This is a genomic window from Streptomyces yangpuensis, assembly GCF_001005295.1.
GTDB classification, from domain to species: domain Bacteria; phylum Actinomycetota; class Actinomycetes; order Streptomycetales; family Streptomycetaceae; genus Streptomyces; species Streptomyces yangpuensis.
In genome coordinates, this window is record NZ_LBMK01000011.1 from 37,400 (window position 1) to 63,629 (window position 26,230).

Below are 26,230 nucleotides of genomic sequence, written 5' to 3' on the forward strand. Positions count from 1 at the left end.
GAAGCCCGCAATTGCCGGTGACACCAGGCATTTTGCCCGAGCGGGTGCACACCGGGAAGGCACGTCCCGGACGGCCGGTATCCGCCCGAGGCCGATTTCGCACGCGGCCGGCGGGGTGGCCGCGCTCCCGTCCGGCCCCCGCCCCCGATTGACATGATTGCACTCCGAGTGCAAGCGTAAAGCTGCACACAGAGTGCAATATATTGTCTTCGGATCTTGGAGGGCCCGGATGTTCCTGACGATGGGGCGCTGGTGCGCCCGTCGGCCGAGACGGGTGATCGGGGCCTGGCTGGTGCTGCTCCTCGTGCTCGGCGGCGCCGTCATGGTGTACGGCCGTGCGACCAGCGAGGCGGTGACCATCCCGGGCAGTGACAGCCAGGCCGCCCTCGACACGGCGGCGACGGCCTTTCCCGGACCCGCCTCCGGCCGGCAGCCGCTCGTCCTGCACACCGGACCCGACGGCCCGGCGCTGACCGGCGGGAGCGCCCGGGACGGCGTCGAGCGCAGCGCCCGGGCCATCGCCGGGCTGCCGCACGTCGTGAGCGTCACCTCGCCCTACGACCGGGCCGGCGGCGCCGCGATGAGCCGCGACGGGCACACCGCCTACCTCTCCGTCGGCCTCGACGTGACCGGCCGCGACATCACCCCCGAGCTGTCGGAGCGGATCACCGACGCGGCCGGGCCGGCCGAGGAGGCCGGGATCCAGGTCACCCCGGGCGGCGACCTCGCGGCCGCCGTGGACCGGCCGGACACCGGGCACAGCGAACTCATCGGGCTCGGGGCCGCCGCCGTGATCCTCTTCATCGGCTTCCGGAAGGCGGCCGCGGCCGGCCTCCCGCTGGTCGTCGGCGTCGCCGGGCTGGTCGTGTCGCTGGCCGTCGTCGGCCTGGCCGGGCACCTGATGGACATGCCGTCCTCCGCCACCACCATCGCCGCGATGATCGGCCTCGGCGTGGGGATCGACTACACCCTGTTCTGCCTCACCCGGTTCCGGGAGTTCCGCGGCCGGGGCGTGGCGGCTCCCGAGGCCGCCGCCCTGGCCACGGCCACCGCCGGGAAGGCCTCCGCGTTCGCCGGGTGCGCGGTGATCGCGGCGCTGGCCGGGCTCGCGCTGGGCGGGCTGCCGCTGCTGCGCGCCCTGGCGCTGGCGCCCGCGATCGCGGTGCTCGTCGCGGTGGCCGCGACCCTCACCCTGCTGCCCGCCCTGCTGAGCCTGCTGGCCCGGTTCCTCGGCGCCGCCCGGGGGGAAGGCGCCACCGAGCGGAACGGGCAGGACGCGACCGCCCCCGCCCGCGGCTGGCAGCGGATCGCCGAGCGCGTCACGGCCCGCCCGTGGCGCCATCTCCTGGCCGGCCTCGCCCTGCTCCTGCTGCTCGCCGCGCCCGCCACCCAGCTGGCCTTCGGCCAGCTCGACGCCGGCGACAAACCCGTCGGCTCGGCCAGCCGGACCGCCCACGAGCAGCTCTCGGACGCGTTCGGGCCCGGCGTCAACGGCCCGCTCCAGGTGACCGACACCCTGGCGACACCCGCCGCCGGCCCGCAGGACGCCCGGGTCACCAGGGTCTCCACCGCCCTGGCCGGCACCCCCGGCGTGGCCTCGGTCGGTCCGGCGCAGCTCACCGCCGACGGCCGGACCGTCCGCTGGCAGGTCACTCCCGCCACCGCCCCCGGCGACCCGGCGACCGCCCGCCTGGTCGACACCCTGCGCACGTACACCCTGCCGGCGGCCACCGCCGACGGCGCGGGGACCGCACATGTCGGCGGGGCCGCGGCCACGGCCGCCGACCTCAACGACCGCCTCGCGGACCGGCTGCCCGCCGTGATCGGGACCGTCGTGCTCGTGGCCGGACTGCTGCTGCTGGCGGCTTTTCGCTCGCCGCTGCTCGCGCTCAAGGCCGCCGTGCTCAACCTGCTGTCGGTGGCCGCCGCGTACGGGGTGCTCACCGCGGTGTTCCAGTGGGGCTGGGGCGCGCGGCTCATCGGGCTGGAAGGGCCGGTGCCCGTGCCAGGCTACGTACCGCTGGTGATGTTCGCCGTGCTCTTCGGCCTCTCCATGGACTACGAGGTCTTCCTCCTGACCTCGGTGCGTGAGAAGTGGCTGGCGAGCGGGGACAGCCGGCACGCGGTGGTCGCGGGCCTCGCCTCGACCGGCCGGATCATCACCTCCGCCGCGCTGATCATGGTGAGCGTCTTCCTCGCGTACCTGCTCGCGGACGACCCCGTCGTGAAGATGTTCGGCACCGGGCTCGCCGCGGCCGTCGCCCTCGACGTCACCGTCGTACGCGGGCTGCTGGTCCCCACCACCATGGCGCTGCTCGGGGACCGCGGCTGGTGGCTGCCCCGCCGTCTCGACCGGATCCTGCCCGAACTCGACATCGAGGGCGGCTCCCTCACCCTGCCGGCCGGACGGCCCGCCGGCCTCCCCGCACCCGGAACCGGCGGGACCACCGCCAGCGACCCCCTTCCCACCCGATGAGGTACCGCATGCTCCCCCGCACCACCCCAGGCCCCGGCGCCACCGCGGGCGGCCGCCCGGCCCGGCCCGCCGCCCGGCCGCCCCGCTCCCGGCGCCGCCGCACCCTGATCGCGGCCGGCCTGGCCGGCGTGCTGCTGCTCGCGCTGCCCGTCGCCGACTCGGTGGCCCGCGGCCTGGCCGAAGGGCGGCTCGCCGACCGGATCGGCAAGCGGCAGACGAACCTCGTGGGACGCCCGGACGTCTCCATCGAGGGGCTGCCCTTCCTCCTCCGGGCCGCCCGCGAGACCTACCCCGAGGTACGGGTCCGGGCCGACGCGACGACCGACCGCGGCAGCCGGATCAAGGCCGACGTCACCCTCGACAACGTCTCCCGCGAGGGCGACGGCTACCGGGCGGACACGGCGTCGGCCCGCTTCACCGCCCCGTACTCCTCGCTGGGCGACGGGCCGGAGGGCGACACCCGGATCTCCGACGCCGGCAACGGCCAACTGCTCATCCGGCGCAGCGTGCTGGGCGCGCCCGTGGTACTGACGGCGGGTGTCGAACTCCACGACGGCGTCGTCTCACTGCGTCCGACGGCCGCCTCGGTGGCCGGCCGGCCCCTGGACCCGGACAGCCCGCTCATCGCGCAGGCGCTCGCCCGGCAGACCCGGACCCTGCCCGAACTGCCGCTGGGCCTGCGGCCCGCGGGCGTGTCGGTGGGCGCGGACGGCGTGACGGTGACCGCGCGGGCCGAGGACGTCAGGACGGCCTGAGCAGCAGCCCGGGTCCGGGCCACGGCCCGGGCGCGGGGACGTCGGCCTCCTGGACGCCGACGGCTCCCGCCCCGGCGCTCACCCGTGCGGTAGGTCGCCCGCCGCCAGCAGGTTCAGCACGGTGGCCTCCATCGCCGCACGCGCCTCCTGAGGGCTCTTCCCGCCGGAGCGCCAGTGGTGCCACGCCCCCCACGTGGTGACGGCGTCCAGACCGTCGAGTAGTTCGGCCGCCCGGCTCTCGTCCAGGCGGCCCAGCTCCTCCGCGAAGATCTCCGCGACCCGGCGCCGGGCGTCCGTGAACGCCTCGTCCGTCACCTGCTGGATGCGCGGCGAGGGGTGGTCGATCCGCATCAGCGTCAGCCGTGCCGGAGTGATCCACTCCAGGATCCGGGCCCGCTGTTCGGCCAGGGCGGCCACCCGGACCCGGCGGGGCCCGGTCACGGGCAACGGCCGGATCTGCTCGGCCAGTTGCTCCAGCCGCCGGGTGATGGCGAGGTCCACCAGCTCGGACATGTCGGCGAAGTGGTGGAAGACCAGCCGGCGGGAGACGCCCGCGCGTTCGGCGACGCGCTCGGCCGGGAACTCCACGACACCCTCGTCGAGCAGGTCGAGCAGGGCGTCCACGATCCTGTCCCGGGTCCGGCGGCCTCGCTCGGTCCGCCCGTCCACCCGTACCGGCGCCGGGCCGGGCACCCGGTCGTCCGCCTCCGTCACCGCTGCTCCCTCCGCCGCACGCCTCGCCGTCATTTTCGCACCCCCGGCACGGCTCATGCGTACCCCGCCACGGCCGGGTCCGCGGCCGCCGTCGCGGCGGCGAAGCGGTGGCGCATCCGGTGCAGGCCCCGGCGGGTGTGGCTCTTCACCGTGCCGAGCGGCATGCCGGTGCGCTCGGCGATCTGGATCTGGGTGAGGTCCCCGTAGAAGGCCATGGCCAGCACCTCCCGCTGCGGGCGCGGCAGTCGCGCCAGCTCGCCGGTGACGACCAGCCGGTCCAGCACCGCTTCGGGGCACGCACCGGGCTCGTCCGGCGGGGGCAGGGCGGCGCCGGCCGCGGTGACCAGGGCGAGCCGCCGGGTGCGCTCCGCAAGCGCGTCGGCGATCTTCCGCCGGGTGATGCCGATGAGCCAGCCGGGGAAGGCGCCGCGCTCCGGCCGGTAGCCGGCCCGGCCCCGCCAGGCGGCCAGGAACACCTGCTGGCTGACGTCCTCGGCCTCCCGGGGGTCCCCGAGGGTACGGGCCGCCAGCGCGTGGACGAGGCCGCCCCAGCGCCGGTACGCGGCGGTCAGGCACTGCTCGTCGCCGCGCACGAAGCCCTCGGCGACCTCGTGGTCGGTGAGGAGGCCCCCGGTCGCGGGGGACGGCTGGACGGTGGCGCTCCGGGCGGTCATGGCGGCTGCTCCTCGGGCCGGGACCGGAACCGGCCGGTCGGCCGGACGGGTGCGCCCCTGGCCGGGGCCGGGGCGGGCCCCTCCAGATTCCGGCCCGCGCACCCTTCGGCACCACTCGCGTCGGTTGTGCGTCGCATCATGGAGGCATGACGCAGTCCGAGTCCGCACCGCCCGAGCCCGTACCGTCCGGGTCCGCACCGCCCGTGCCCGTACCGTCCGGGTCCGCACCGTCCGAACAGTCCGCATCGTCCGCGCACGGCCTGACCACCGGAGCGGTGGCCCGTCGGCTGGGCGTCGCGCCCACGACCCTGCGCTCCTGGGACCGGCGCTACGGCATCGGACCGGCCGCTCGCGAGGACGGCCGGCACCGCCGGTGGACCCCCGAGGACCTCGCCGTCCTGCACGAGATGTGCCGGCTGACCTCGTCGGGGATCCCGCCCGCGGAGGCCGCGCGGGCCGCCCTGGCCGGTCCGGCGTCCGCGGAGGCCGCTCCGCCCGCCGCCCCGGATCCCCTCCCCCGGCCGGGCCGCCGGCCCGGTTCGGGCAACGGCCTGCGCCTGGGCGCCGTACGGCAGGAGTGCCGCGGGCTGGGGCGGGCCGCGGTACGCCTCGACGCCTGGGCCGTGGACGACCTGCTGGGCTCGGTGATCGCCCAGTACGGCCTGGTCACCGCCTGGGAGGAGGTGATGGCGCCGACCCTGCACGCCGTGGGCCGCAAGTGGGAGACCTCCGGCGACCGGTACGTCGAGGTCGAGCACCTGCTGTCCTGGCACGTGTCGAGCGCGCTGCGCCGTGCCGCCGGGCCCCCGCCCGTCGTGTCCCGCTCGGCCGCGCCCCCGGTGCTGCTGGCCTGCGTACCGGGCGAGCAGCACACCCTCGCGCTGGAGGCGCTGGCGGCGGGACTGGCCGAAGTCGGCCTGTCCACCCTGATGTTCGGGGCGGCCGTGCCGCCCGAGGCCCTCGACCAGGCCGTACGCCGGACCGGCCCCGCCGCGGTCGTGCTGTGGTCCCAGGGCCGGTCCACCGCGAGTCCCGCGCTGGCCCGGCACGTCGCCGACACGGCGTGGGGCGTCAAGGGCGCCCGCGCCCGGCCGGCGGTGGTGCCGGCGGGCCCGGGCTGGGCCGGACAGCCCCTCGCCCCGGGCACGGTGCGACCCGGCGGGCTGCGGGAGGCGCTGACCCTGTTGCGCGGGCTCTGCGACGCGGCGGCGGGAGCGGGCACGGGATCGGGGTCGGGGTCGGGGTCGGGGCGGCCCGGCGTACGGGGTCAGTCCTGACCGCGGGCCCTGCGGAAGCGGGCCAGCCCGTCGGGGAGGGAGACCAGCGGCTCGGGATAGCCGTCGTACCGGTTCCGCTCGGGGCCGGCCAGCTTCCACGGCTCGTGAACTGCGGAGCCCCGCAGACCGGCGAGTTCGGGCACCCACCGGCGTACGTACGCGCCCTCGGGGTCGTAACGCTTGCCCTGGATCACCGGGTTGAGGACCCGGTTGGGGCGGCTGTCGGTGCCGGTGCCGGCCATCCACTGCCAGTTGAGCTGGTTGTTGGCGACGTCCCCGTCGACCAGCAGGTCGAGGAAGTGGCGGGCTCCGGCGCGCCAGTCGATGTAGAGGGTCTTGGTCAGGAACGAGGCGGTCAGCAGCCGGCCGCGGCCGGGCATCCAGCCCTCGTGGGCGAGTTGGCGCATCGCCGCGTCCACGACGGGATAGCCGGTGCGGCCCTCCTGCCACGCCCGCAGGTCGGCCTCGGCCTGCCGGCCGCTGCGCCAGCGGTCGCCCCGGGTGCGGTAGTCGGCGTCGGAAACCGCGGGGCGCGCGGCGAGCAGCTGGTGGTGGAAGTCGCGCCAGCAGAGCTGCCGTACGAAGGCCTCTGCGCCCGCTCCGCCCCGGGCGCGGGCACGGTGCACGGCCTCGGCCGCCGACAGCGCGCCGAAGTGGAAGTACGGGGAGAGGCGGGAGGTGGTGTCCGCGGCGAGGTCGTCGTGCCCTTCCTCGTAGGCGTCGGCGTACCGGTCGAGCCAGTACGCGAGCCGCTTGCGGCCCTCCTCCTCGCCGCCGGTGGCCAGGCCCGCCGAGACCTCCCCGGCGGCCGGCCGCGCGGGCAGGCCCTCGGAGCGGATGCGGGAGGGCACCCTGACGATGCGCGGGGCGGCGAGAGGCGCGCGCAGGCGCGCGCCCGACCAGCGCCTGAAGTACGGGGTGAACACGGCGAAGTGATCGGATCCGCTCGGTGTCACGGCACCTGCCGGCAGTGCGGTGACGACCCCGTCGTGGACGTAGAGGCGCCGTCCGTCGGCCTCCAGGGCCCGGCGCAGCCGCTGCTCGCGCCGCAGGGCGAAGGCGCTGCACCCGGCGGCCATGTGCACCTCGTCGGCGTCGGCCTCCCGTACCACGGCGCACACTTCGGCGACGGGGTCGCCGGAACGGACGACGAGCCGGCCTCCCCGATCGCGCAGGCCCCGGTCGAGGTCGGCGAGGCAGTCGGCGAGGAAGGCGAGGCGGTTGGGCGACGCGAAACCGGCGTGGTCCACCGCCGGATCACGCACGAAGAGCGGCACGGTCTCGTTACGGGGACCCTGTGCGGCGCGCAGCGGCGGGTGGTCGTGGACCCGCAGGTCCGAGGTGAACAGGACGACCGAGGCGTTCACGACCGTGCTCCCTGGGTGGTGCCGTCGGCGGCCGCCTCCGCCGTGCGGGCGATGTTGCGCGCCATGCCGCCGAAGATGAGGGCGTGGAAGGGCGAGACGCTCCACCAGTAGGCGTGGCCGGCCAGGCCGCGCGGGTGGAAGAGGGCCCGCTGCCGGTACCGTGTGCGCCCCTCGTCGTCGTGTTCGGCGTACATCTCCAGCCAGGCGAGGCCCGGGAGCCGCATCTCGGCGCGGAGTCTGAGCAGCCGCCCCCGTTCGATCTCCTCGACGCGCCAGAAGTCCAGGGAGTCGCCGATCCGCAGGAGCCTGGCGTCGCGCCGGCCGCGGCGCAGGCCGACCCCGCCGACGAGGCGGTCGAGCCAGCCGCGGACGGCCCAGGCGAGCGGGAAGGAGTACCAGCCGTTCTCGCCGCCGATGCCCTCCACGACCCGCCACAGCGCCTGGGGCGGGGCGTCGACGGTGCGCTCGCGGACGTCGCTGTAGAGGCTGCCGCCGGCCCAGTCGGGGTCGGTGGGCAGCGGGTCGCTGGGTGCGCCGGGCACGGAGGCGGAGGACCAGCGGGTGACGACCTGGGCGTCGCGGACCTTCTGGAGGGCGAGCGCGAGCGCCCGGTCGAAGGTGATGGGCGAGCCGGGCGGGTCGGGCACCCAGTCGGCGATGTCGTGCTCGTCGCAGACGACCTCGTACTTGAGGGACTCCGCGAGCGGGCGGGCGATGGACCGGGGTACGGGGGTGACCAGGCCGACCCAGTGGCTGGACAGGCGCGGTGTGAGGACGGGCACGGGGAAGATCAGGCGCTGGGGCAGGCCGTCGACGGCGGCGTAGCGGCGCATCATGTCGAGGTAGGTGAGGACATCGGGGCCGCCGATGTCGAAGGCGCGGCTGACGTGGTCGGGCATCTGGGCGCTGCCGACCAGGTAGCGCAGCACGTCGCGGACGGCGATGGGCTGGATCCGGGTGCGCACCCAGCTCGGGGTGACCATCACGGGCAGCCGCTCGGTGAGGTAGCGGAGCATCTCGAAGGACGCCGAGCCGGAGCCGATGATGACGGCGGCGCGGAGCACGGTGGTGGGGACCCCGGAGTCGAGGAGGATGCGTCCGACCTCGGCGCGGGAGCGCAGGTGGGGCGAGAGGTCGCGGTCGGGGACCCCGGTGGGGGTGAGTCCGCCCAGGTAGACGATGCGGCGCACGCCGGCGGCGCGGGCCTGGTCCGCGAAGGTGCGGGCGGCCCGGCGGTCGGTCTCCTCGAAGTCGCGGCCGGTGCCCAGGGCGTGCACGAGGTAGTAGGCGACGTCGACGCCCCGCATGGCCGGGGCGAGGGAGGCGGCGTCGGTGACGTCGCCGCGGACGGTCTCGGCCTGCCCCGCCCAGGGGTGGTCGCGCAGTTTCGCCGGGGTGCGTGCGAGGCACCGTACGCGGTGTCCGGCCCGCAGCAGCTCGGGGACGAGCCGGCCGCCGATGTATCCGGTGGCGCCGGTGACCAGGCACAGCGGTCCGGGGGGCCGGGCCGGGTGCCCTGGGGTGTCGGTCATGGAGGTGCTCCGTTCCGCCGTCGACCGTGGTGGTTTCCCTCATCTCTTCCGCGGTCGCGGGCGGGACGGATGCACGGGGGGGCCGACCAGCGGGGAGCCGTCACCCGGATGGTGGAACGGAAGCGGTTGCGGTACTCCGTGTGGGTCGTGGCGAGTGTGCGGCGGAAGGCCCGGATCAGGGTGTCGGTGGAGTGAACCGCAGGCGGATGCGATCCGGTCGAGGGTGGCGCCGGTGGATTCGAGCGAGGGTGCCTTCCTGCGCGGCAACCGGCCCACCGTGGCCGCCGCGGCCTGCGCGACCCGGCCGTTGCGGCCGGTGGGCGTCGAGCTGTCCGCCGGACAGATCCACCACGCCGCCCTCGCGACCGTCGCCGACCGGTACGGGGTGGTCGTACCGACCGCCTCGGACCTCGGCTGCGGTTCAGGGGGTGTCTCGCGGCGGCCGGATGCGGCGCGTCAGAGTTCCTCGCCGAGCGGCAGCCGGTGGATGCCCGGCAGGTACTCGTCGAGCTCCCCCGGTGCGAACCGGGACATGCCCACCACGTGCCAGAACTCGCCGGCGACGTCGCCCTCGTACTTGTAGCCGCCGGCCGGGGTCAGCGCCGCCCAGCCGCCCGCCATGCCCATCAGCGTGGCGCGCAGCGAGGGCGTCCCCCCGTCCGCCGGGATGTTCCAGAGCCGTACGGTGCCGTCCTCGGCGCCGCTCGCCAGCAGGCCGCCGTCCGGGGAGAAGGCGAGGGAGAGCACCCGCCCGGTGTGGCCGACGAGGTTCGTGACCCGCTCGCCGGTCTCGGCGTGCCACAGGGCGACCGCCCGGTCGTCGCCCGCGGCGGCCAGCAGCGGCCGGTCCGGGTGGGCGGTCACGGCCCACAGCCGTCCGCCCCGGCCGCGCAGCCGCAGGCGGGCCTCCCCGTCGCGCCAGACGACGGCGCTGCCGTCCCAGCTCGCGCTCGCCAGCCAGGCGCCGCCCTGGCCGTACGCGACGCCGTACACCCGGTCCGCGTGGCCGGCGGCGCCGCCGAGTTCCTCCACCAGGCGGCCGCTCCTGGCCTCCCAGACCCGTACGACGCTGTCGTCGCAGCCGGTGGCCAGGACGTCGCCGTCGGAGCGGAAGGCGATGGACCGGACCCGGCCCCGGTGCGCGGCCAGGTTCGACACGGGTGAGCCGGTCGGGCGGAACCAGACGCGGACGGAGTCGTCGTCGTTGGCGGTGGCGAGCAGGGTCCCGTCGGCGTTGAAGGCCTCCGCCCACACGTGCTCGGTCTCGGCGTCCAGCTCGCGCAGGTAGTGGCCGCCCACCGGGTCCCACAGGTACATGTCGCCGTCGTTGCTGGCCGTGACCAGGAGGGGTTCGACGGGGCTGAACGCCGCCGAGACCAGCCGGTCGCCGCGGCCGGACAGCTCCTCGGTGCACCGTCCGGTGCGGGTGTCCCAGAGCCGTACGACGCCGTCGTTGCCGGCGGTCGCCAGGTGGGAGCCGTCCGCACCGAAGGCGACGGTGCTGATCCTGCGGCCGTGCCCGCGCAGGATGCGTTTGCCCTGGCCGGTGGCGGTGTCCCAGATCTGGGCGCCGCCGTCGTTGCCGACGGTGAGCAGCTGGGTGTCGCCGGGGCGGAAGGCGCACGCCCAGGCGGTGCCGCGGTGGTCGTCGGGCTGCTGGGCGTGGAGGGCGATCGTGTAGCCGTGGGGGCGGCCGGTGACCGTCCACAGCCGGACGGCGCCGTTGCTGTCGCAGGCGGTCAGGAGCCTGCCGTCGTCGCCGAACAGCACCTGGTAGACGGCGCCCGTTCCCCGTTCGAGCACGCCGGCGGGGGTGCCGACGACCGGGTCCCAGAGCCGGACCTGGCCGTCGGTGCAGCCGCTGGCGAGGAGGTTGCCGTCGGGGTGGAAGTCGAGGACGTAGACCCGGCCGGTGTGGCCGGTGAACTCGTGCAGCAGGCGGGCGTCCGAGGTCCGCCAGATCCGTACTGTGCCGCCCTGTCCGCCCACGCCCCGGTCCGCCGTGGCGAAGAGGGTGCCGTCGGGGCTGAACCGGGCCCGGTAGACGGCCCCTTGGTGACCGTCGAGCTCCTGGACGCACGTTCCGGTGCTCAGGTCCCAGAGCCGTGCCTTCGCGGCCGCGTCGCCGGTGAGCAGATGGCCGTCGCGGCTGTGGACGGCGGTGTAGACGGGTGCGGTGTGGCCGGGCAGCCGGTGGACGGGGCGGCCGGCGGCCACGTCCCAGACCGTGACCAGGCCTTCGCTGTCGCCGGTGGCGAGGATCGTGCCCGCCTCGTCGAAGGAGACCGGCCACACCCCGTCGGGGTGGACCGGCAGGCTGTGGCGGCACGCGCCGGTGACCGGGTCCCAGAGGCGTACGGTGCCGTCGGATCCGCCGGTGGCGATGACGTCGGGGCGGAACTTCACCGCGTAGACGCGTCCTTCGTGGCCCTGGAGGGTGCGCACCGCCCGGCCGTCGTCGGCGCCGCAGACGAGGACGGAGCCGTCCTCGCTGCCGACCGCGAGGAGTTCGCCGTCGGCGCTGTAGGCGATGGGCTCGGGCAGCCGGCCGGTGCGCATGCCGAAGCCGTACGGGACGCCGACCGCCGACGGCCGGAATCCGGCGTCCACCGGCATGCCGGGGGCGATCGCGGCGGTCGCGAGTTCGGGGGCCGCCCGTACCGCGTCGTCCAGGCGGACGTCGATGAGCGCGGCCCGGTGCCAGCGGCTGCCGGTGAGCACGGCGCCCCGCAGGTCGGCCCGGGTCAGGCGGGCCCGGCTGAGGTTCGCGCCGGTCAGGTCGGCTCCGCCGAGGTCGGCCCGGTCGAGGCGGGCGCCGGTCAGCCGGGTGCCGCGCAGCAGGGCCCCGGAGAGGTTGGCGCCGATGAGCCGGGTGTCCGTCAGATCGGCGTCGGAGAGGTCGACCCCGCAGAAGTCGCGGTGCGAGAGGTCCTCACCGGCCAGCCTGGCGCCGCGCAGGTCGGCGTTGGCCGGCACGCGCAGGCGGTCGCTGATGCGGACGGCGTTGGCGCGGGCGGCGTCGCTGACCCCGCGGCTGGGGGCGTCGAGGACCTCGCGCACCCACCGGGCGCACAGCTCGTGGTCGGCGAGGTCGCAGAAGAACTCGACGGCGAGCTGGCTGAGCGGGCGGGCGACGAGGAGGGCGTGGCTGCCGCGGCCCAGCTGGTGGGCGGCCTCGCGCGCCACGAGCCATTCGACGACGGAGCCGTGGATGAACTGGAAGACGCCGTCGGAGCTGCGGACGAGCAGGCTGCCGGCGCCGACCGCCTGGGCCCGTTCGGACGGGGTCAGCGGGGACTCGGTGAGTTCGCTGAGGGTGGCGGCGACGGTCTCGGTGAGCTCGTCCAGGCGCAGGGCGCTGCGGCCGCTTTCCCACAGCCGCCAGGCCAGCGCGGTCACGGCCGCCCAGAGCTCGTCGACGGTGAGTCCGGGCGGGGCGCCGGGCCCGCCTTGGCCGCGTGCCTCCTCGTGGCCGAGCCAGGAGGTGAAGACGTCCTCGTACAGCCGGGCCGGGCTGAGCGCGCGGCCCGCTCCGGCGACCGCGCGGAGCTGGTCCTGGCTCAGATCCGCGACGAAGGACAGCAGCCGCGGATTGCGGCAGAGCATCAGCAGGTCGGGGATGTTGCGCAGGAGCTGGTAGCGCCGGTCGGCGGCGCCTTCGTCGCCGTAGCTGCGCACGAGGTAGGAGCGGATCTGCGCCGGGGTGAAGCCCTCCACGGACAGGACGCGGCGCTGCGGGAGCAGTCCGACGCGCTCGCCGAGCGCGGTGAGGACCTGTGCGTGCGACTTGAAGTGCTGGGTGCGGCTGCTGACCACGATCTTGGCGTTGTCGACGGCCGCGTCGAGGAGGACCTGGAGGTGGTCGGCGGCCCGGTCGTAGCTGACCCGGTGGACCAGTTCGTCGAAGCCGTCGAAGAGCAGGACGACGCGGCCCTGGGCGAGCATGTAGCGCAGGGCCCGCAGGTCGATGGTGTCGACGCCGTGGCCGGCGAGGTGGGCGGCGACGAGGCCTTCGAGGCTGTGCGCCCGGTCGAGGGTGTTGAGCGGGATCAGCAGCGGCGTGAGGTGCGGGAGCTGTTCGGGGATGCGGCGGGCCAGCTCGCGCAGCGCGAAGGTCTTGCCGTGTCCGAAGTCGCCGAGGAGCAGGACGAAGCGGCCGTGGTCGGATTCGAGGAGCTCCAGCAGTTCCTCGACGAGGCCGTCGTGCTCCTGTCCGTCGGGGCGGTCGGCGTCGCGGTAGCGCTGGGGCAGGTACAGGCCGGGGGCGTACTGTTCGCTGCTGCTGAGCCGGGCCGTCTGTGCGGCGACGTAGCCGCGCAGGTCGAGCAGGCCCTGGAATTCGATGAAGCTGCGCACCCGGACCCGTACGCCGTGGGCGGCCGCCCGGTGCCGCAGTACGCCGGCCGGTGCGTCACCTCCGTGGACGAGGACGGCCTCGGAGCCGGAGTCGGTGGCGTGCACCTGGCCGACGAACCGGTCGAGTTCCTCCTCGGTGGGCGTCCCGGGGTGGACGGCGATGCGCTGCTGCTGGACGACGTCGTCCTCCTGCTCCTGCCAGGTGGCCATGATCTGGACCATGTCGCCCGGCTCGCGGCGCGGGACGTCGCGCAGCCGTACGCCCGGCCTGCGCACCCGGCAGATCTCCTTGACCCGTTCGGCGAGCGCGGCGGCGGGGTCGTCGAGGGGGGCCCGGCCCTGGGCGTGCTCGACGTTGATCACGGGGGGCAGTTCGGGGACGGGGAACACCCGGCGGGTGTGCCGCCATTCGCCGGGGAACCGCTCGGCGTCCGACGTGATCCGGTCGTCCCAGCGGGTGACGGCGTCCGCGGTGACCCGGAGGAGCTGGAAGCGGGCGGGGGCCGCGGAGCCGAAGAGCGGCAGCCCGCCGGCGGGTCCGGTGAGCCGGCTGTGGGCGGGGGTGGCGGAGAGGGTGCGGGGGCCGCCGGTCGGGCCGTGGAGGAGCAGGTGCAGCCGTGGGGCGGCCAGCCGGGCGAAGGTGTCGGCGTCGCGCAGTCCGCCGGGGCCGCCGACTGCGTCGCCGGGGCGGCGGCCGTCGGTGAGCGGGTGGCGCAGGGCGCCGATGCGCAGCCAGCCCTCGTCCTCGTAGCGGCGCATGGCCTCGGCGAACCAGGCGGCCTGGTCACGGCCGATGAAGCCGTACTGCTCCTCCTGGCGGTGGCTGTAGGCGATGGAGGAGTTGAATCCGGCGACGACCGTGCTCAGTTCGGGCACCGGGAAGAGGGTCCAGGGCTGATCGCTGTCGAAGACGGTGTCCAGTCCCTGGTAGAGGCCGCGGAACAGGCGTGTGTAGTGGCGCCACTTGGGCCAGTACGGCGGCTGCGGTGCCACCTCGTCGGCCTCGCAGGTGTGGAAGTAGGCCTGGGAGGCGGCCTGGTTCACGTCCTGCGCGCCGGGTACGACCATCACCCGCTGCGGCGACAGGTCGAGCTGGGAGCGCAGGGTGGTGAGAAAGCTGAGGGCCTGGTCGCATTCGCGGGGGCTGCCGGAGGCGGTGAGGTCGCCGGTGACCACCATCAGGTCCGGGGACGGCGCTCCAGCGTCCCTGAGCATGATGAGGTCGCCGCGGATCTGGCGGCTGAGCGCGTCGGGCTCGCGGCCCCGCCCGAAGTCGGGCCCGGCCAGGTGCAGGACGGTCACGGCCTCCTGGGCGCGGCCGGGGAGGCCTCCCGGGGAGGCCTGCGGGTAGAGGGGCGCGCGGGCCGGCCGGCGGCGGCCCGCCCAGCCGGGGCCGGCGAGCGCGCTCGGCCGGAGTCCGCCGGGGTGGGCCTGCGCGGGGAGGCGGGGGACGCCCGGTCCGCCGCCCTGCGCACCGACCGGTGCGCTGCCGGGGTAGCCGGGCCGCCGGCCGGGGCGGGCGTGTCCGTCGACGGCCTGTTCGACCCGGGTGAGCAGCAGGGAGCGGGCGGTGTCGGTGTCGGCGACGCCCACCAGGTCGACGTAGGTGATGGTGGCGAGGAGCCCCTCGATGGGCATCTCGTCCACCCGGACGGTCAGCAGACGTCGTTCGGGTGACTCGGGGGAGGCGCGGAGCGCGGCCTGCCACTCCATGCGCCCGTAGGTGGAGCGTTCGTAGTGGCGCGACAGGACGGCGATCACCGCGACGGACTCGCTGACCCCGCGGTCCATGAAGTCGATGAAGTTGGTTCCCGGTACGAAGTCCCAGGCCTGGACGACCGTGCGGTAGCCGGCTTCCTCCAGGGTCCAGGCGATCCACGCCGCCCATGGCTCGTCCGCCGGCGAATAGCTGATGAAGAAGTCGAACTCCCGTACTGACGCCCCGAATTGCCCGTCCGTCATCATGAGGACCATGGTAGGGCGGGGGCTCCGGCCGCGCCCCGGTCCCGACGGGGCGGCGTCGCGGAGCGTGCGGGTCCGCTCACCCCGGCCCGGCAGGGGTGTCCGGTTCCGGCCGGGACCGCCTGCCGCCGGGGCGCGTGCGTGTGCGACTCTGTTCGCCGTGTCTCTCCTCAGGCGTCTGCATCCACTGGACTGGCTGGCCGGCGGGCTGCTCGCCCTCGGGGTGCTCTGCGTCGCCACCGGCCTGCTGCCGCGCGAACCCGCCGGGGACGTCCTGGAACGCATCGGGCCCCTGGTGGTCTTCCTGGCCACCGTCATCGTCCTCGCCGAGCTCACGGGCAAGGCCGAGGTCTTCGACGTGGTCGCCACCTGGGTGGCGCGGGTGGGCCGCGGCAACTACGCCCTGCTCTTCTGTCTCTGCGTCGCGTTCGCGTCCGTCACGACGATCACCCTGAACCTGGACACGACGGCGGTCCTGCTGACCCCGGTGATGCTGGCGCTGGCGACGCGGGTGGGTATCGCGGCCGTGCCGCTGGCGATGACCACGGTGTGGCTGGCCAACACGGCGAGCCTGCTGCTTCCCGTGTCGAACCTGACGAACCTGCTGGCCGCCGACCGGGTCGCGCTGGCCCCGTCGGAGATGGCCGCCACCATGTGGGCGCCGCAGCTGGCCGCCATAGCCGTGACGATGGCCTGCCTGTGGGGCTTCTACTGGCGTCCGGGGCGGCGCGGCGCGGTCAGCTACGCGCCGCCGGCGCCGCCGAGTCCGAAGGACCGTGTCCTGTTCCGGGTGTGCGCGGTGGCGTGCGGCGGGTTCCTGGTGGCGCTGCTCCTCGCCGACGTGCCGCTGTGGTCGGCGTCGATGACGGCGGCCCTGGTCGTGGTCGCGGCCTTCGCGATCCGCAACCGCGGGGCGCTGCGCCTGTCCCTGGTGCCGTGGCGGCTGCTCGTGCTGGTGCCGGGCATGTTCCTGGTCGTGGAGACCGTCAACGCGCACGGGCTGCACGACCTCCTGGCCGCGGCGATGGGGTCGGACAACGGCCTCGTCGGGATGCTGCGGTCGGCGGCGGTCGGCGCGGGCTTCTCCAACGTGCTCAACAACCTGCCGGCGTACCTGGCGGGCGAGGCGGCCATCCCGGAGGCCAACCACCAGCAGCTGCTGGCGCAGCTCATCGGCGTCAACGTCGGCCCGGTCATCACACCGTGGGCGTCCCTGGCCACCCTGCTGTGGTTCGAGCGGTGCCGCTGGCACGGCACCCGCATCGACCTGCGCCGTTTCCTCGGTACGGGACTCGTCCTCTCGGTGGCCGGCACCCTGTCGGCGACGCTGGCGCTGGCCGCCACCACCTGAGCCGGCAGGGCACCCCTCAGATGACGGCGCCGACCTCCCGCAGCAGGTACGCCAGGGTCTCGCCGCGCGCCGCGACGAAGCTGCGCCCGGAGTCGTCCCCGGCGAAACCGGGGGTGAACGGCGCCCCGGCCAGGGTGCGCAGCTCCACCCCGGCCTCGGCCGCGAGCAGCGCCCCCGTCGGCAGGTCCACGCCCTCGGCCCGGTAGCCGACGAAGGCGTCGATGGTGCCGCGCGCCAGCAGGCTCCAGCCGAGCAGCGGCGCCCACAGCTGCAGCACCCGCCGGCAGTGCAGCTCCAGTACGCCGCGCAGTGCGACCGCGGTCGCGTCCCCACGCCGTACGGCGTACCCCTGGGTCCAGGCGACGACGGGTGCGGCGGCCGGCAACCCGGGGGCGGGCCCGGCCAGTGCCCCGGCGGAGCCGTGGGCTCCGTGGCCCCTGACCGCGTGCCAGGTCTCTCCGGTGACCGGCTCGTGCACCACGCCCAGCACCGGGACACCGGCCAGGCACAGCCCGATGCCGACCGCGTAGGCGGGCAGTCCGATCACGACGTTGTTGCTGCCGTCCAGCGGGTCGACCAGCCAGGTGCGTTCGCCGGCGGCGTCCAGGAGCCCGGCCTCCTCGGACAGGATCCGGTCGTCCGGGAAGTGCCGCCGGATCCGGCCGAGGACGAGTTGCTCGGCGGCGAGGTCGAGGTCGACCTGTACGTCGCCGTACTCGTCCTTCGTCCGCAGACAGTGCACCGCGCCGAAGCGCCTGCGCAGCAGACCGCCCGCCTCCTCCGCCGCGGCGACGGCGATCTGCCGCTCGCGGGCGAAATCAGGCCCGTTGTTGGGCATCGATCCTCCTGAGGACGGTGTGGACGCTGTGCACGGTCTGCGCCTTGTCGCACAGCCGGCGGGTCGTGCGGCGCGGCCGGCCGTCGAGCGGGCCGAGCGAGAGGTCGCGCCGGCCGGGGACCGACAGGCCGTGCACGAGGGTGGCCGCCGGTTCCGGGCCCTCCAGCGCGGTGGCGTGGAACTCGCCCGCGGGCAAGGTGTAGGTCTCGCCGCCGGTGCTGATGCGGGCGGGCCCGGGCTCGCTGCGCACCAGCAGGGGCGTGGGGCGGATCTCGTCCACGCCGTCGCTGTGGCTGTGCACCTCGAACACCCGGTGGGTGGCGCCCTCCTCGCCGTCGGGCACCGCCCGCGTGCGCACGGGCAGGTTCGCGACCCGGCCGTACAGCACGCGGCTGTGCAGTTCCCAGCTGTGGGCGTGCATCGGGGAGGCGTCGGGCTCGGCGCGGCTGCCGGCCTCGAAGAGGTGTACGCAGGTGCCGCGCAGGCCCTCTCTCAGCAGGGGCAGGCACAGGAACCCGAGGGGATGGCGGACGGCCCGTAACTCGCGTTCCCCGGAGGCGATCTCCTCCAGGGAGACAAGGGTCCTTTCGAGCTCGTGGTCCATGGCACGCGCGCCGGAGCGCCTCACCTCCTGTAGGGGTCCTCCGCGTGCAGGGCCTTCTCGATGATCCTGCCGATGTCGCTGTCGGTGAAGACGCGCGGCAGCGGGAGCCCGAGGTCGTCGAAGAGCGTCCGCACTTCGTCGACGGTGGGTTCCTGGCCGAGGGGCGACGCGACGCGCAGATCGAGCACGGTGGCCTGCTCGCGGCTCTGGTGCAACTCGGTGACGTAGTAGTCGTAGAGCGGTTGTCCGCGCTCCACCAGCAGGTTCACCCGGGACCGGTCGTCCTGGGTGATGACGAGGCAGGTTTCGGAGAGGTCGAAGCGCAGGGTGGGCACCGCGGACGAGAGGTGCACGCTGATCTCGAGGGTGGTCAGCTGCCGCTGGTACCAGCAGGCGGCGAGGACGGTCGCGTACGACTCCCGGCGGACCCGGTCGGTGGTCCACACCTCGTCGCCCCCGCGCTGCCCGCCGAACATCTGCCGGAACCGGGCGTAGGCGGCGCAGGCGCGCTCGTCGGCCGGGTTGACGATGTCGATCTTCACATTGAGCTGGGAGCGCTGTTCCTTGGCGGCGGCCACGCACAGCGGCAGCGTGACCGCCCTGAGGTAGGTGCCCGTACCGCCTTTGAAGTACCAGAGGTTGGTGTGCTGCCTGGCCTTGCGCAGTGCCTCGCCGACCTCGTTGCCGGAGAGTGAGCGGACCATGGCGAGGTCCTCCAGGGCCTGGCGGGTCCCGCTCAGTGCCTCGTGGATGACGGCGGGCCGGCGGACGCGCTCGACGATCGAGCCGGTCGCGAGAAGGCCGAGGACGACGAGGGTGGCACCGGAGGAGACATCGTCGCTGACGACGTCTCCGAAGATCTCCAGGAAGCCGATGCCCATCGCCACACAGAGGGCGACGACGACATCGGCGTTGCGCAGCACCCAGGCCACGAAGCGCTCCAGCCGCCCGACCTGCGCTGCCATCAACGCACCCCCTCCCCCGCCCCTGTTCCGATGGTAGGGATCCTCCGGCAGCGCCACCAGAGCGACTTCGCGTCGCCGGGCAGCGCCCGCGCGCACGCCGGTTCACGCCGAGGCTCTGTCGTCAAGCGGCAGCGGTCAGCAGCCGGGCGCGCAGCCGCTCCGCGGTCCGCTCCGGCAGTCCCACCCGGTCCCGGAGGTAGCCGTGCACCGAGCCGTGGCGGGCCTCCAGGTCCGCCAGCACCAGCTCCATGACCACCGCGGGGGCGCGGCCGTAGCCCGGCCACTTCATGACCCGGTCGGGGTTGGCGGCCCGCCAGTCGGCGGCGAGGCGTTCGGTGGCCAGCTCGGTGAGCGCGAAGTCGGCGAGGACCTGCTCCTCGGGGACGCCGAGCAGGGTGAGGACGAACGCGGCGATCAGCCCGGTCCGGTCCTTGCCCGAGGTGCAGTGGAAGACCACGGGCCCGTCCGCGTCGGCGATGGTCTCCAGGACCTGCCGGATCTCCTCGGCGCCGTCCTCGGTGACCTCCGCGAACCGGTCGGCGAGATAGCGCCAGGGGTCGATGCCGGGGTCGATCTCGGCCTGGTCGTAGGGCCGGTGCTCGATGCTCAGGTTGACGTAGTGGAACCGCTCCGCCTCCGGCACCCGGCCCTTGGCCTCGATCTCCCACGGGTAGCGCAGGTCGATCACGGTGCCGATGCCCAGCTCCAGGAACCTGTCCCAGTCGGCGCCGCTGAGCTTGCCCAGGGAATCGGCGCGGTACAGGGTCCGCCACCGGACGGTCCCGCCGTCACGGCTCCCGTAGCCGCCCAGGTCGCGGAAGTTGTGCAGCCGCTCGAATGCGACGTGCCGGTCCATCGCTGCTCCCCCTCGCCTTCGGGCGCCGCCGGCCGACGGCGCCCCCGCCGCTCACCGTAGATCATCCGGCCCGTGCCCGCGGCGCCCGGTGCGGGCGTCGCGGGCACACAGGATCCGGGGGTCACGGCCTCAGCCGACGGCCGGCACGGCCGCCTCCCGCCGGGCCGCCGGGAGGGCGAAGGCCTCGGCCAGCAGCTCGTAGGAGCGCTGCCGGTCGGCGGGGTCGGCCGTCAGGGTGTTGACGATCAGCTCGTCGACCCCGTGGGTGGCGGCGAGCCCGGTCAGTACGGCGTGCACCTGCTCGGGCGCCCCGGAGACGAGGGCCGTGCGGTGCACCTTGGCCCGCTCCAGCTCCGCGCCCGTCCAGCGGTGGCGGCGCGTGGTCTCGTACGACGGCAACGGAGCGTCCTGGCCGAGGTCCTTGCGGGCGCGCCACAGCAGCAGGCTCTGGGCCAGTTCCTCGGCACGGCCGGCGCGCGCCCAGCCAGCCGCGCAGGGACGCCGTGTCGGATCCGCCGCCGGTGGCGGGGCCCGGCTGGAGGAACACCCCGTGGCCGGTCTGCCCGAACTCCCGCAGGGTGACCTCCACTCCGGCCGCGTGCAGCAGGCAGGCGTAGCGGTGCACGTCGTCACTGACGGGGTCGAGGTCGCCGGTGGCCAGGACGGCCCGCGCCACGCCGCGCAGGTCGGCCGCCTCGAAGGGGGTGCTGTGGAGCGGGGTGCCGTCGGCGGCGGCCGGCCGGCCCGGGTCCCGGTAGTCCTGCCATGCCGCCCTCAGGTAGGCGGCCGTGGGGAACATGTCGGGGAAGCGGTGGTACGAGGCGGCCGTGCAGCCGGGGTCCAGCGGCGGGTAGGCGAGCAGCTGGGCGGCCAGTGGGAGGCCGCGGTCCCGGCAGGCGAGGGCGGCGCAGGCGGCCAGGGTGGCTCCCGCGCTGTCGCCGCCGACGGCGACGGGAGCGGATTCCCCGGCCTGTTCCCGGGCCCAGGCCAGCGCTGCCAGTACGTCCTCGACCATCGCCGGGTGGCGTACTTCGGGCACCAGCCGGTAGTCGACGCCGACGACGGCGAAGCCGGAGGACCGGGCGAGGTCGGCGGTGGCGCCGTGCCAGTCCTGGGCGGATCCGGCGCGCCAGGAGCCGCCGTGCGCCCAGACCAGCCAGCCCTGCGGTGCGGTTGCCGCCGACCGGTACACCCTCGCGGGGAGGGCGCCGGACGGGGAGGGGATGCTCGCGTGCTCCCAGCGGATCTGGGCACGGCTCCTTCCGGCGGCCGAGTGGGTGGGTGTTGCCATCGGGGTTCCTTCCCTCCGTGGCTGGGGCCTACGTTCGCCGCCGCGGCAGGTGTGTCCCGAGGCGGAGTTGCCTTAGTTGCCGGGCTGCTTCCTGGTGCGGAGGAAGAGGACGGTGGTGACGATCCCGAGGACCACGATCGCGGTGTTCACGATGACCGCCGTGGTGATACCCGCATGGATGTCGGTGTTCGCCGCGGCCACCGCCGACATGATCGGCGTACCCATCGTGATACCGATCTGCTGCGTCATCGTCGCCAGACCCGTCGCCATACCCTGCTCGTGATCCGGCAGCCCCGTCGTCGCGGTCACCATGAACCCGACGATCACCAGCATGTTCCCGACACCACCGGCGAACGTCGCGACCAGCAGCAGCCACATCGACGCCGACGTCTCACCCAGAGCCACCAGACTCACCGTCGCCACCGCCTGCAGCACACCACCGACCACCAGCGTCGACCGCGTCCCCACCGCACCGATCACCCGCGGAGCGACCGAACCACCGATCACCGTGCCCACACCCAGCACACCGAACGACAGACCGGCCGTCAGCGGCGAGAAATCCAGCACCTCCTGCAGATACAGCGTCATCAGGAACACCAGACTGGTCTCCGTCAAAAACGCGATCAGACCCGCGATGTTCCCCCACGCCACCGTCTTCTTCTTCAACACCGAAACCGGCACCAGCGGAGCCGAACTCCTCGACTCGATCCCGTAGAAGACCACCAGCAGCACCACACCGACAGCCAGCCAGCCCAGAGCCGACGGCGCACCCCAACCATGCTCACCCGCCTGCGTCAGCCCGTAGATCAGAGCCAGCAGACCCAGCGTCACCGCCGTCGCACCCGGAACATCCAGCCTCGGCCGCACATCCGGACGAGACTCCTTGATCACCGCCGGAGCGATGAACAACACCGCCAACGCCACCGGCACGTTGATGAAGAACGCCCACCGCCACGACAGCAGATCCGTCAGCACACCACCCAGGATCGCGCCCGTCGTGAACCCCGCCGACATCAGCGCACCATTCAGACCCAGCGCCTTCTCACGCAACGGACCCTCCGGGAACGACGTCGTCAGCAGCGACAGACCCGCCGGCGTCACCGCAGCCGTCGCCAGACCCTGGAAGACACGCGCCACGATCAGCATCTCCGGCGACGTCGCCAGACCACCCACCAGCGACGACAGACCCAGCACCGCCAGACCCACCAGGAACAGCCGCCGGCGCCCGAACAGATCCGCGACCCGACCGAACAACAACGTGAAACCAGCAGCACACAACGCGAACGACGTCGCGATCCACTGCAGATTCGACAACGAGAACCCGAGCCCGTCACCGATCACCGGCAACGCCACATTCAGGATCGAGAAATCCACCGCCAGCATGAACTGCGCCACCAGCAGCACCACAAGAACCAACTTCAAACGCCCGTCCAACCGGACCGGCAGCACCTCCCCCGCACCCGAATCAACCCGCGCACCCTCGACAACCGACATCGCCAGACTTCCTTTCGAACACACATGAACGGAGGCCTTCCAGCAGGGAAGGCCGGCATGGGGGGGGAGGGCCGCTCAGTCGCGGGCGTCCGCCGAGGCTCGGCGGCCCAGCTCCTCCGACAGTTCCTGCCAGTCGCGGGCGCACTGCGCGGCAGCGGTCTCGGCGCGGTACGGGGGCACCGCGGCGACGATCCGATCCCGGAGGCGCAGCCCGCCCGCCTGGAGGTCGAGCATGCGCAGCAGCAGCCGGCCCGCCTCGCTGAGTCTGAGCAGGGGGTCCTTGCACAGGCCGGTGACCAGTGCGGCCAGTGGCTGCCCGCGGCCTCGGGCAGTCACCGGGGCCGGGGCTGGGGTGTTGCCCGAGCGCCGCTGTCCCGCCGGCACGGGATCCTCGCCCTCCCCGATCCGCCGCCGCACGTCCCGCACGGTCGAGGGCGCGATGCCCGCCTCCCGTGCGATCTGCCTCAGGGAAGCCGTGGGGCGGCCCGCGAGGAGCCGCGCCGCGGCCTCCCTGCCGCGCGCCGGATCGGCCGGCCGGACGCGTCCGTCCCGGCCGACACGGCTCGGCGGGTCGTGCCCGGGAGCCTCCCGGCGGCGCAACGCCCCGACGGTCTTGGCAGCCAGCCCGGTCCGCCCGGCGATCCCGCGGTCGGACCAGTCCGGGTGGGACCGCAGGATGCGTGATGCCGCGGCGGTCCGTTCCGCCAGGGTCAGCGGGAGTCCGTGGCTGATGTTGGCCTCGACCGAGAGGACGAACGCGTCCTCGGGGCTGCCGTCGAAGTACGTCACTGCGACGGTGTCCCGGCCCCTCAGCACGGCCGCCCGCAGGCGGTGCGTTCCGTCGATGACGCGCATCGTGGGGCGGTGCACGAGCAGCGGCGGGAGCGTCCGGCCGGAGTTCGCGAGGGCTTGTGCGTGGCTCTCGTCCACGGGGACGGTACGGGGGGAATCCGCGTCGAGCAGTTCGCCGACCGGAACCTCGGCGAAGTGGGGGGTCTGCTGCACCGGGTGTCGTGCGGTCGGATCGTCCATGGGGTTCACCTCCCTTCGTGCACTCGATGCCTGGGCCGCCGCACTGTTCGCCGGGCCCGGAGGAGAAGTTACGTAACTACCGTTCGGTATCCAATCTGGCAGCCGAACCCCGTGGAGATTTCGGCAAGTTGGTGGAACAGGGGCCGGTCAGGTGGGCGACCGCAGAACTTCCCCGGTCGCCCGGCAGGCTGCGCGTCACACCGCGGCGAGCTCCTCCACGCGCACGAACTCCCACAGCCAGGACAGGAATTCGGGGCCCAGATCCTCCCGTTCGCACGCGAGCCGGACCGTAGCGCGCAGGTACTCGGCGCGGTCACCCGTGTCGTAGCGCCGGCCGGAGAAGACCACGCCGTGCACCGGGCGCCCGGCGCGGACCAGGGTGCGCAGTTCATCCGTGAGCTGGATCTCGCCGCCGCGTCCGGGGCCGGTGCCGCGCAGCACGTCGAAGATCTCGGGGTCGAGGAGGTAGCGGCCGATGATCGCCAGGTTGCTGGGGGCTGTGCCGGGTTCCGGCTTCTCCACCAGCTCGGTGATGCGCACGCCGTCGCCGCCGGCCGCCGCCCCCTCGACCGCGGCGCATCCGTACAGGTGGATGGCGTCCGGGTCCACCTCCATGAGGGCCACGACGCTGCCGCCGAGCCGGGCGCGCACCTCAGCCATCCGGGCCAGCAGGGGATCGCGGGGGTCGATCAGGTCGTCGGCCAGGAGGACCGCGAAGGGCTCCCGGCCGACGTGTGGTGCCGCGCACAGGACGGCGTGCCCGAGCCCCTTGGGGTCCCGCTGGCGCACGTAGTGGATGTCGGCGAGCTCGGTGGAGGCACAGACGCTGTTGAGTTCGTCCTGATCACCACGGCGCTGGAGGGCTTCCTCCAGCTCGTAGTTGCGGTCGAAGTGGTCCTCGAGCGGACGCTTGTTGCGTCCGGTGACCATGAGGATGTCCGACATCCCCGCCGCGACCGCCCCCTGCGCCCGGCACGGGGGCGACCTCCAGCGTCACCCCGGCGCCGACCGCGCACAACGGCTACTTGACGAAGAAGCGACCATGCCCCGCCGTCCCGCGCCGCCCAGGTCGGAGGGCGGCGACGCCGTACCCCCAACGTGCCCAAGTCGCGGCGGGGGCGCCACACTTCACCTAGAAAGCAAAACGAACGTTCTGTATTCTCTGGAGTGTCTTGGTGCGGACCGGTGTCCGCCCCGGAGGGGAGACGACAGATGACGGCGCAGACGAGGACCCGGGCCCCGGCCACCGGCGGTACCGTCCTGGACGAGTTCACGGAACGCCTCTTCGGCCACTTACCGAGGGCCGACCAGCGCAGATGGGCCCGGGTCTACTTACAGGGCCTGCTGACCACCCCGGGCAAGAAGACCGTCCGCAGGCTCGCCGCGTCCGTGACCACATCACCCACCGCGTCCCAGTCCCTGCAGCAGTTCATCAACGCGAGCCCGTGGGAGTGGGGTCCGGCCCGGGCCGAACTGCTCCGCTGGGTCGAGGAACGCCACCCGGTGCGCGCCTGGACGATCGGTCAGGTCTGCTTCCCCAAGCGCGGTGAGCACTCGGTCGGCGTCCACCGCCGCTTCGACCCGGCCGCGGGACGCATCGTCAACTGCCAGCTCGGCTTCGGCCTCTTCCTGTCCCTGGACGGCATGAGCGTGCCCGTGGACTGGCGGCTGGTGCTTCCCGAGTCCTGGTCGGTCGACCCGGACCTGCGACGCCGGGCCCGGATCTCCGCCGACGTCGCGCACCAGAGCCCGGAGTCCCTGGTTCTGGGGCTCATCGACTCGACGGCAGCCCGCACCTCGTCGGCGCGGGCCCCCGTGGTCGCCGACCTCAGCCGTCTCGGTGACGCCGGCGCGCTGATCGGCATGCTCGGCCGGCGCGGCCACGACTTCCTGGTGTCCGTCCCGCCGGCCCTCACCGTGTGCGCGGCCGGGCCGTCGCGCGCGGGTGAGCCGGTGCGGCCGGCCGTGCGCGCCACCACCGCGGCCGAGCTCGCCCGTCGCGGCAACACCAGCCATCCGTACGCGGCTCCGCTCACGGGCCCGGCCGTACGCCCGGCCGCCCGCCCGCAGGGCCTGCGGATCCACTCGGCGCTGGTCCGGGTGCCGGGCGGGGACCTGGCGGTGCCGGGCGCGCAGCAGACGTACCGCCTGTTCGGCGAAGGGGGGCCGGGGGCCGGCGCACGGGCGGGCGGGGCGGTCTGGCTCACCAACATGAGCCGCCACCGGATGGACGACCTGCTGCGGCTGGTCCGGCAGTCGGGCCGGGCCACCGCCACGCTCGGTGTCCTGGCGGACGACTTCGGCCTCCTGGACTTCGAGGGGCGTTCCTTCCCCGGCTGGCACCACCACATGACCTTGATGTCCGCCGCGTACGCCTACAAGGGGCTGCCCGGCTGCCCGCCCTGCGGGAGCGCTGGGACCGCTGGGCGGGCTAGGCAAACCCGGCTCCGCCGGGGCTTCGTGGGGCTCCGCCCCACACCCCGCGCCTCAAACTCCCCCGGCTACCGCCGGGAGGTGCCCCCTGGCGAGGCTGACATTGCGGGCCCGTGGCTGGAGGTGCGGGACGAGGGGGCTGGAAGGCCGGCCCCCTCGGACCGGACGGTCAGGCGCGGATGAGGGACAGGGCTTCGTCGCGGATGCGGGCCAGGGTGTCCGGGTCACGGGCCTCGACGTTCAGCCGGAGCAG

The 26,230-nt window shown here is 74.3% G+C and carries 16 protein-coding genes and 5 pseudogenes; 6 read left to right on the forward strand and 15 right to left on the reverse strand.

Annotated features, from left to right (window positions below; all coding sequences use genetic code 11):
* Positions 1-229: 229 nt before the first annotated feature.
* Together AAT21_RS33035 and AAT21_RS33040 are read left to right on the forward strand one after the other, a co-directional pair.
* On the forward strand, positions 230-2,476 hold the full coding sequence (locus tag AAT21_RS33035) for an MMPL family transporter (RefSeq protein WP_046780670.1): 2,247 nt from the start codon (positions 230-232) through the stop codon (positions 2,474-2,476).
* A gap of 8 nt (positions 2,477-2,484) precedes the next feature.
* Positions 2,485-3,231, forward strand: a complete 747-nt coding sequence (locus AAT21_RS33040; protein WP_052758092.1) for an LmeA family phospholipid-binding protein — start codon at positions 2,485-2,487, stop codon at positions 3,229-3,231.
* A 78-nt stretch (positions 3,232-3,309) separates the two neighbouring features.
* Here AAT21_RS33040 and AAT21_RS33045 read toward each other — a convergent pair whose 3' ends face one another.
* Positions 3,310-3,945, reverse strand: a complete 636-nt coding sequence (locus AAT21_RS33045) for a TetR/AcrR family transcriptional regulator (RefSeq protein ID WP_235439309.1) — start codon at positions 3,943-3,945, stop codon at positions 3,310-3,312.
* Positions 3,946-3,998: 53 nt separating this feature from the next.
* Positions 3,999-4,619, reverse strand: a complete 621-nt coding sequence (locus tag AAT21_RS33050) for a sigma-70 family RNA polymerase sigma factor (RefSeq protein WP_046780672.1) — start codon at positions 4,617-4,619, stop codon at positions 3,999-4,001.
* Positions 4,620-4,765: 146 nt separating this feature from the next.
* Between AAT21_RS33050 and AAT21_RS33055 the strand changes: the two genes are divergently transcribed.
* Positions 4,766-5,896, forward strand: a complete 1,131-nt coding sequence (locus AAT21_RS33055) for a MerR family transcriptional regulator (RefSeq protein WP_079026124.1) — start codon at positions 4,766-4,768, stop codon at positions 5,894-5,896.
* Here the strand turns inward: AAT21_RS33055 and AAT21_RS33060 are convergent.
* The 3 genes and pseudogenes from AAT21_RS33060 to AAT21_RS39550 all read right to left on the reverse strand — a co-directional run.
* Entirely contained in the window at positions 5,887-7,263 is a 1,377-nt protein-coding gene (locus AAT21_RS33060; RefSeq protein WP_046780673.1) for a cryptochrome/photolyase family protein, read from the reverse strand. The two genes, AAT21_RS33055 and AAT21_RS33060, sit on opposite strands and share 10 nt — an antisense overlap.
* A complete protein-coding gene (locus AAT21_RS33065; RefSeq protein ID WP_046780674.1) occupies positions 7,260-8,795 on the reverse strand; it encodes an SDR family oxidoreductase in 1,536 nt (511 codons plus the stop codon). The genes AAT21_RS33060 and AAT21_RS33065 overlap by 4 nt, the downstream gene beginning before the upstream one ends.
* Positions 8,792-9,038 (reverse strand): annotated as a pseudogene (locus tag AAT21_RS39550) (hypothetical protein); the annotation flags it as partial. The pseudogene AAT21_RS39550 and the gene AAT21_RS33065, both read right to left, overlap by 4 nt.
* On the opposite strand from AAT21_RS39550, the pseudogene AAT21_RS39555 reads away from it, so the two are divergent.
* Positions 9,034-9,207: pseudogene (locus AAT21_RS39555) on the forward strand (cysteine hydrolase); the annotation flags it as partial. The pseudogenes AAT21_RS39550 and AAT21_RS39555 overlap by 5 nt on opposite strands.
* 44 nt (positions 9,208-9,251) lie before the next feature.
* Here the strand turns inward: AAT21_RS39555 and AAT21_RS33070 are convergent.
* A complete protein-coding gene (locus AAT21_RS33070; protein ID WP_046780797.1) occupies positions 9,252-15,116 on the reverse strand; it encodes a WD40 domain-containing protein in 5,865 nt (1,954 codons plus the stop codon).
* A gap of 157 nt (positions 15,117-15,273) precedes the next feature.
* Here AAT21_RS33070 and AAT21_RS33075 point away from each other — a divergent pair, with 157 nt between their 5' ends.
* A complete protein-coding gene (locus tag AAT21_RS33075; RefSeq protein WP_235439310.1) occupies positions 15,274-16,464 on the forward strand; it encodes an SLC13 family permease in 1,191 nt (396 codons plus the stop codon).
* Positions 16,465-16,480: 16 nt separating this feature from the next.
* On the opposite strand, the gene AAT21_RS33080 is transcribed toward AAT21_RS33075, so the two are convergent.
* The 9 genes and pseudogenes from AAT21_RS33080 to AAT21_RS33120 all read right to left on the reverse strand — a co-directional run.
* Positions 16,481-17,302 (reverse strand): inositol monophosphatase family protein, encoded by an 822-nt coding sequence (locus AAT21_RS33080; RefSeq protein ID WP_046780675.1) that lies wholly within the window; start codon positions 17,300-17,302, stop codon positions 16,481-16,483.
* Positions 17,283-17,930, reverse strand: coding sequence for a hypothetical protein (locus AAT21_RS33085; RefSeq protein ID WP_157879830.1), 648 nt, complete (start codon positions 17,928-17,930; stop codon positions 17,283-17,285). Before AAT21_RS33085 ends, AAT21_RS33080 begins: the two co-directional genes overlap by 20 nt.
* Positions 17,927-18,871 carry a hypothetical protein gene (locus AAT21_RS33090; RefSeq protein WP_052758093.1) on the reverse strand — a complete coding sequence of 315 codons (945 nt, stop codon included), beginning with the start codon at positions 18,869-18,871 and terminating at the stop codon, positions 17,927-17,929. The genes AAT21_RS33085 and AAT21_RS33090 overlap by 4 nt, the downstream gene beginning before the upstream one ends.
* Positions 18,872-18,992: 121 nt before the next feature.
* Complete coding sequence (locus AAT21_RS33095; protein ID WP_046780677.1) at positions 18,993-19,727, reverse strand: tyrosine-protein phosphatase; 735 nt, start codon at positions 19,725-19,727, stop codon at positions 18,993-18,995.
* A gap of 129 nt (positions 19,728-19,856) precedes the next feature.
* The gene (locus AAT21_RS37255) at positions 19,857-20,126 is read right to left on the reverse strand and encodes an LLM class oxidoreductase (protein ID WP_052758094.1); all 270 of its coding nucleotides are present in this window, start codon (positions 20,124-20,126) and stop codon (positions 19,857-19,859) included.
* Positions 20,127-20,280: 154 nt separating this feature from the next.
* A pseudogene (locus AAT21_RS37260) lies at positions 20,281-21,018 on the reverse strand (alpha/beta hydrolase fold domain-containing protein); the annotation flags it as partial.
* A 72-nt stretch (positions 21,019-21,090) separates the two neighbouring features.
* On the reverse strand, positions 21,091-22,512 hold the full coding sequence (locus tag AAT21_RS33110; RefSeq protein ID WP_046780679.1) for an MFS transporter: 1,422 nt from the start codon (positions 22,510-22,512) through the stop codon (positions 21,091-21,093).
* Positions 22,513-22,587: 75 nt separating this feature from the next.
* On the reverse strand, positions 22,588-23,544 hold the full coding sequence (locus AAT21_RS33115) for a ParB/RepB/Spo0J family partition protein (protein WP_046780680.1): 957 nt from the start codon (positions 23,542-23,544) through the stop codon (positions 22,588-22,590).
* Between the two features lie 195 nt (positions 23,545-23,739).
* A pseudogene (locus tag AAT21_RS33120) lies at positions 23,740-24,504 on the reverse strand (UTP--glucose-1-phosphate uridylyltransferase); the annotation flags it as partial.
* Positions 24,505-24,756: 252 nt separating this feature from the next.
* On the opposite strand from AAT21_RS33120, the pseudogene AAT21_RS33125 reads away from it, so the two are divergent.
* Positions 24,757-25,932, forward strand: a pseudogene (locus AAT21_RS33125) (IS701 family transposase); the annotation flags it as partial.
* Positions 25,933-26,230 lie beyond the last annotated feature (298 nt).

Bases quoted from the DNA above. Each gene is read 5' to 3' on its own strand.
- AAT21_RS33040 (WP_052758092.1), top strand. From the start codon at position 2,485: ATGCTCCCCCGCACCACCCCAGGCCCCGGCGCCACCGCGGGCGGCCGC.
- AAT21_RS33110 (WP_046780679.1), bottom strand. From the start codon at position 22,512: ATGTCGGTTGTCGAGGGTGCGCGGGTTGATTCGGGTGCGGGGGAGGTG.
- AAT21_RS33055 (WP_079026124.1), top strand. From the start codon at position 4,766: ATGACGCAGTCCGAGTCCGCACCGCCCGAGCCCGTACCGTCCGGGTCC.
- AAT21_RS33065 (WP_046780674.1), bottom strand. From the start codon at position 8,795: ATGACCGACACCCCAGGGCACCCGGCCCGGCCCCCCGGACCGCTGTGC.
- AAT21_RS33035 (WP_046780670.1), top strand. From the start codon at position 230: ATGTTCCTGACGATGGGGCGCTGGTGCGCCCGTCGGCCGAGACGGGTG.
- AAT21_RS33080 (WP_046780675.1), bottom strand. From the start codon at position 17,302: ATGCCCAACAACGGGCCTGATTTCGCCCGCGAGCGGCAGATCGCCGTC.
- AAT21_RS33050 (WP_046780672.1), bottom strand. From the start codon at position 4,619: ATGACCGCCCGGAGCGCCACCGTCCAGCCGTCCCCCGCGACCGGGGGC.
- AAT21_RS33095 (WP_046780677.1), bottom strand. From the start codon at position 19,727: ATGGACCGGCACGTCGCATTCGAGCGGCTGCACAACTTCCGCGACCTG.
- AAT21_RS33115 (WP_046780680.1), bottom strand. From the start codon at position 23,544: ATGGACGATCCGACCGCACGACACCCGGTGCAGCAGACCCCCCACTTC.
- AAT21_RS33070 (WP_046780797.1), bottom strand. From the start codon at position 15,116: ATGATGACGGACGGGCAATTCGGGGCGTCAGTACGGGAGTTCGACTTC.
- AAT21_RS33090 (WP_052758093.1), bottom strand. From the start codon at position 18,871: ATGGCAGCGCAGGTCGGGCGGCTGGAGCGCTTCGTGGCCTGGGTGCTG.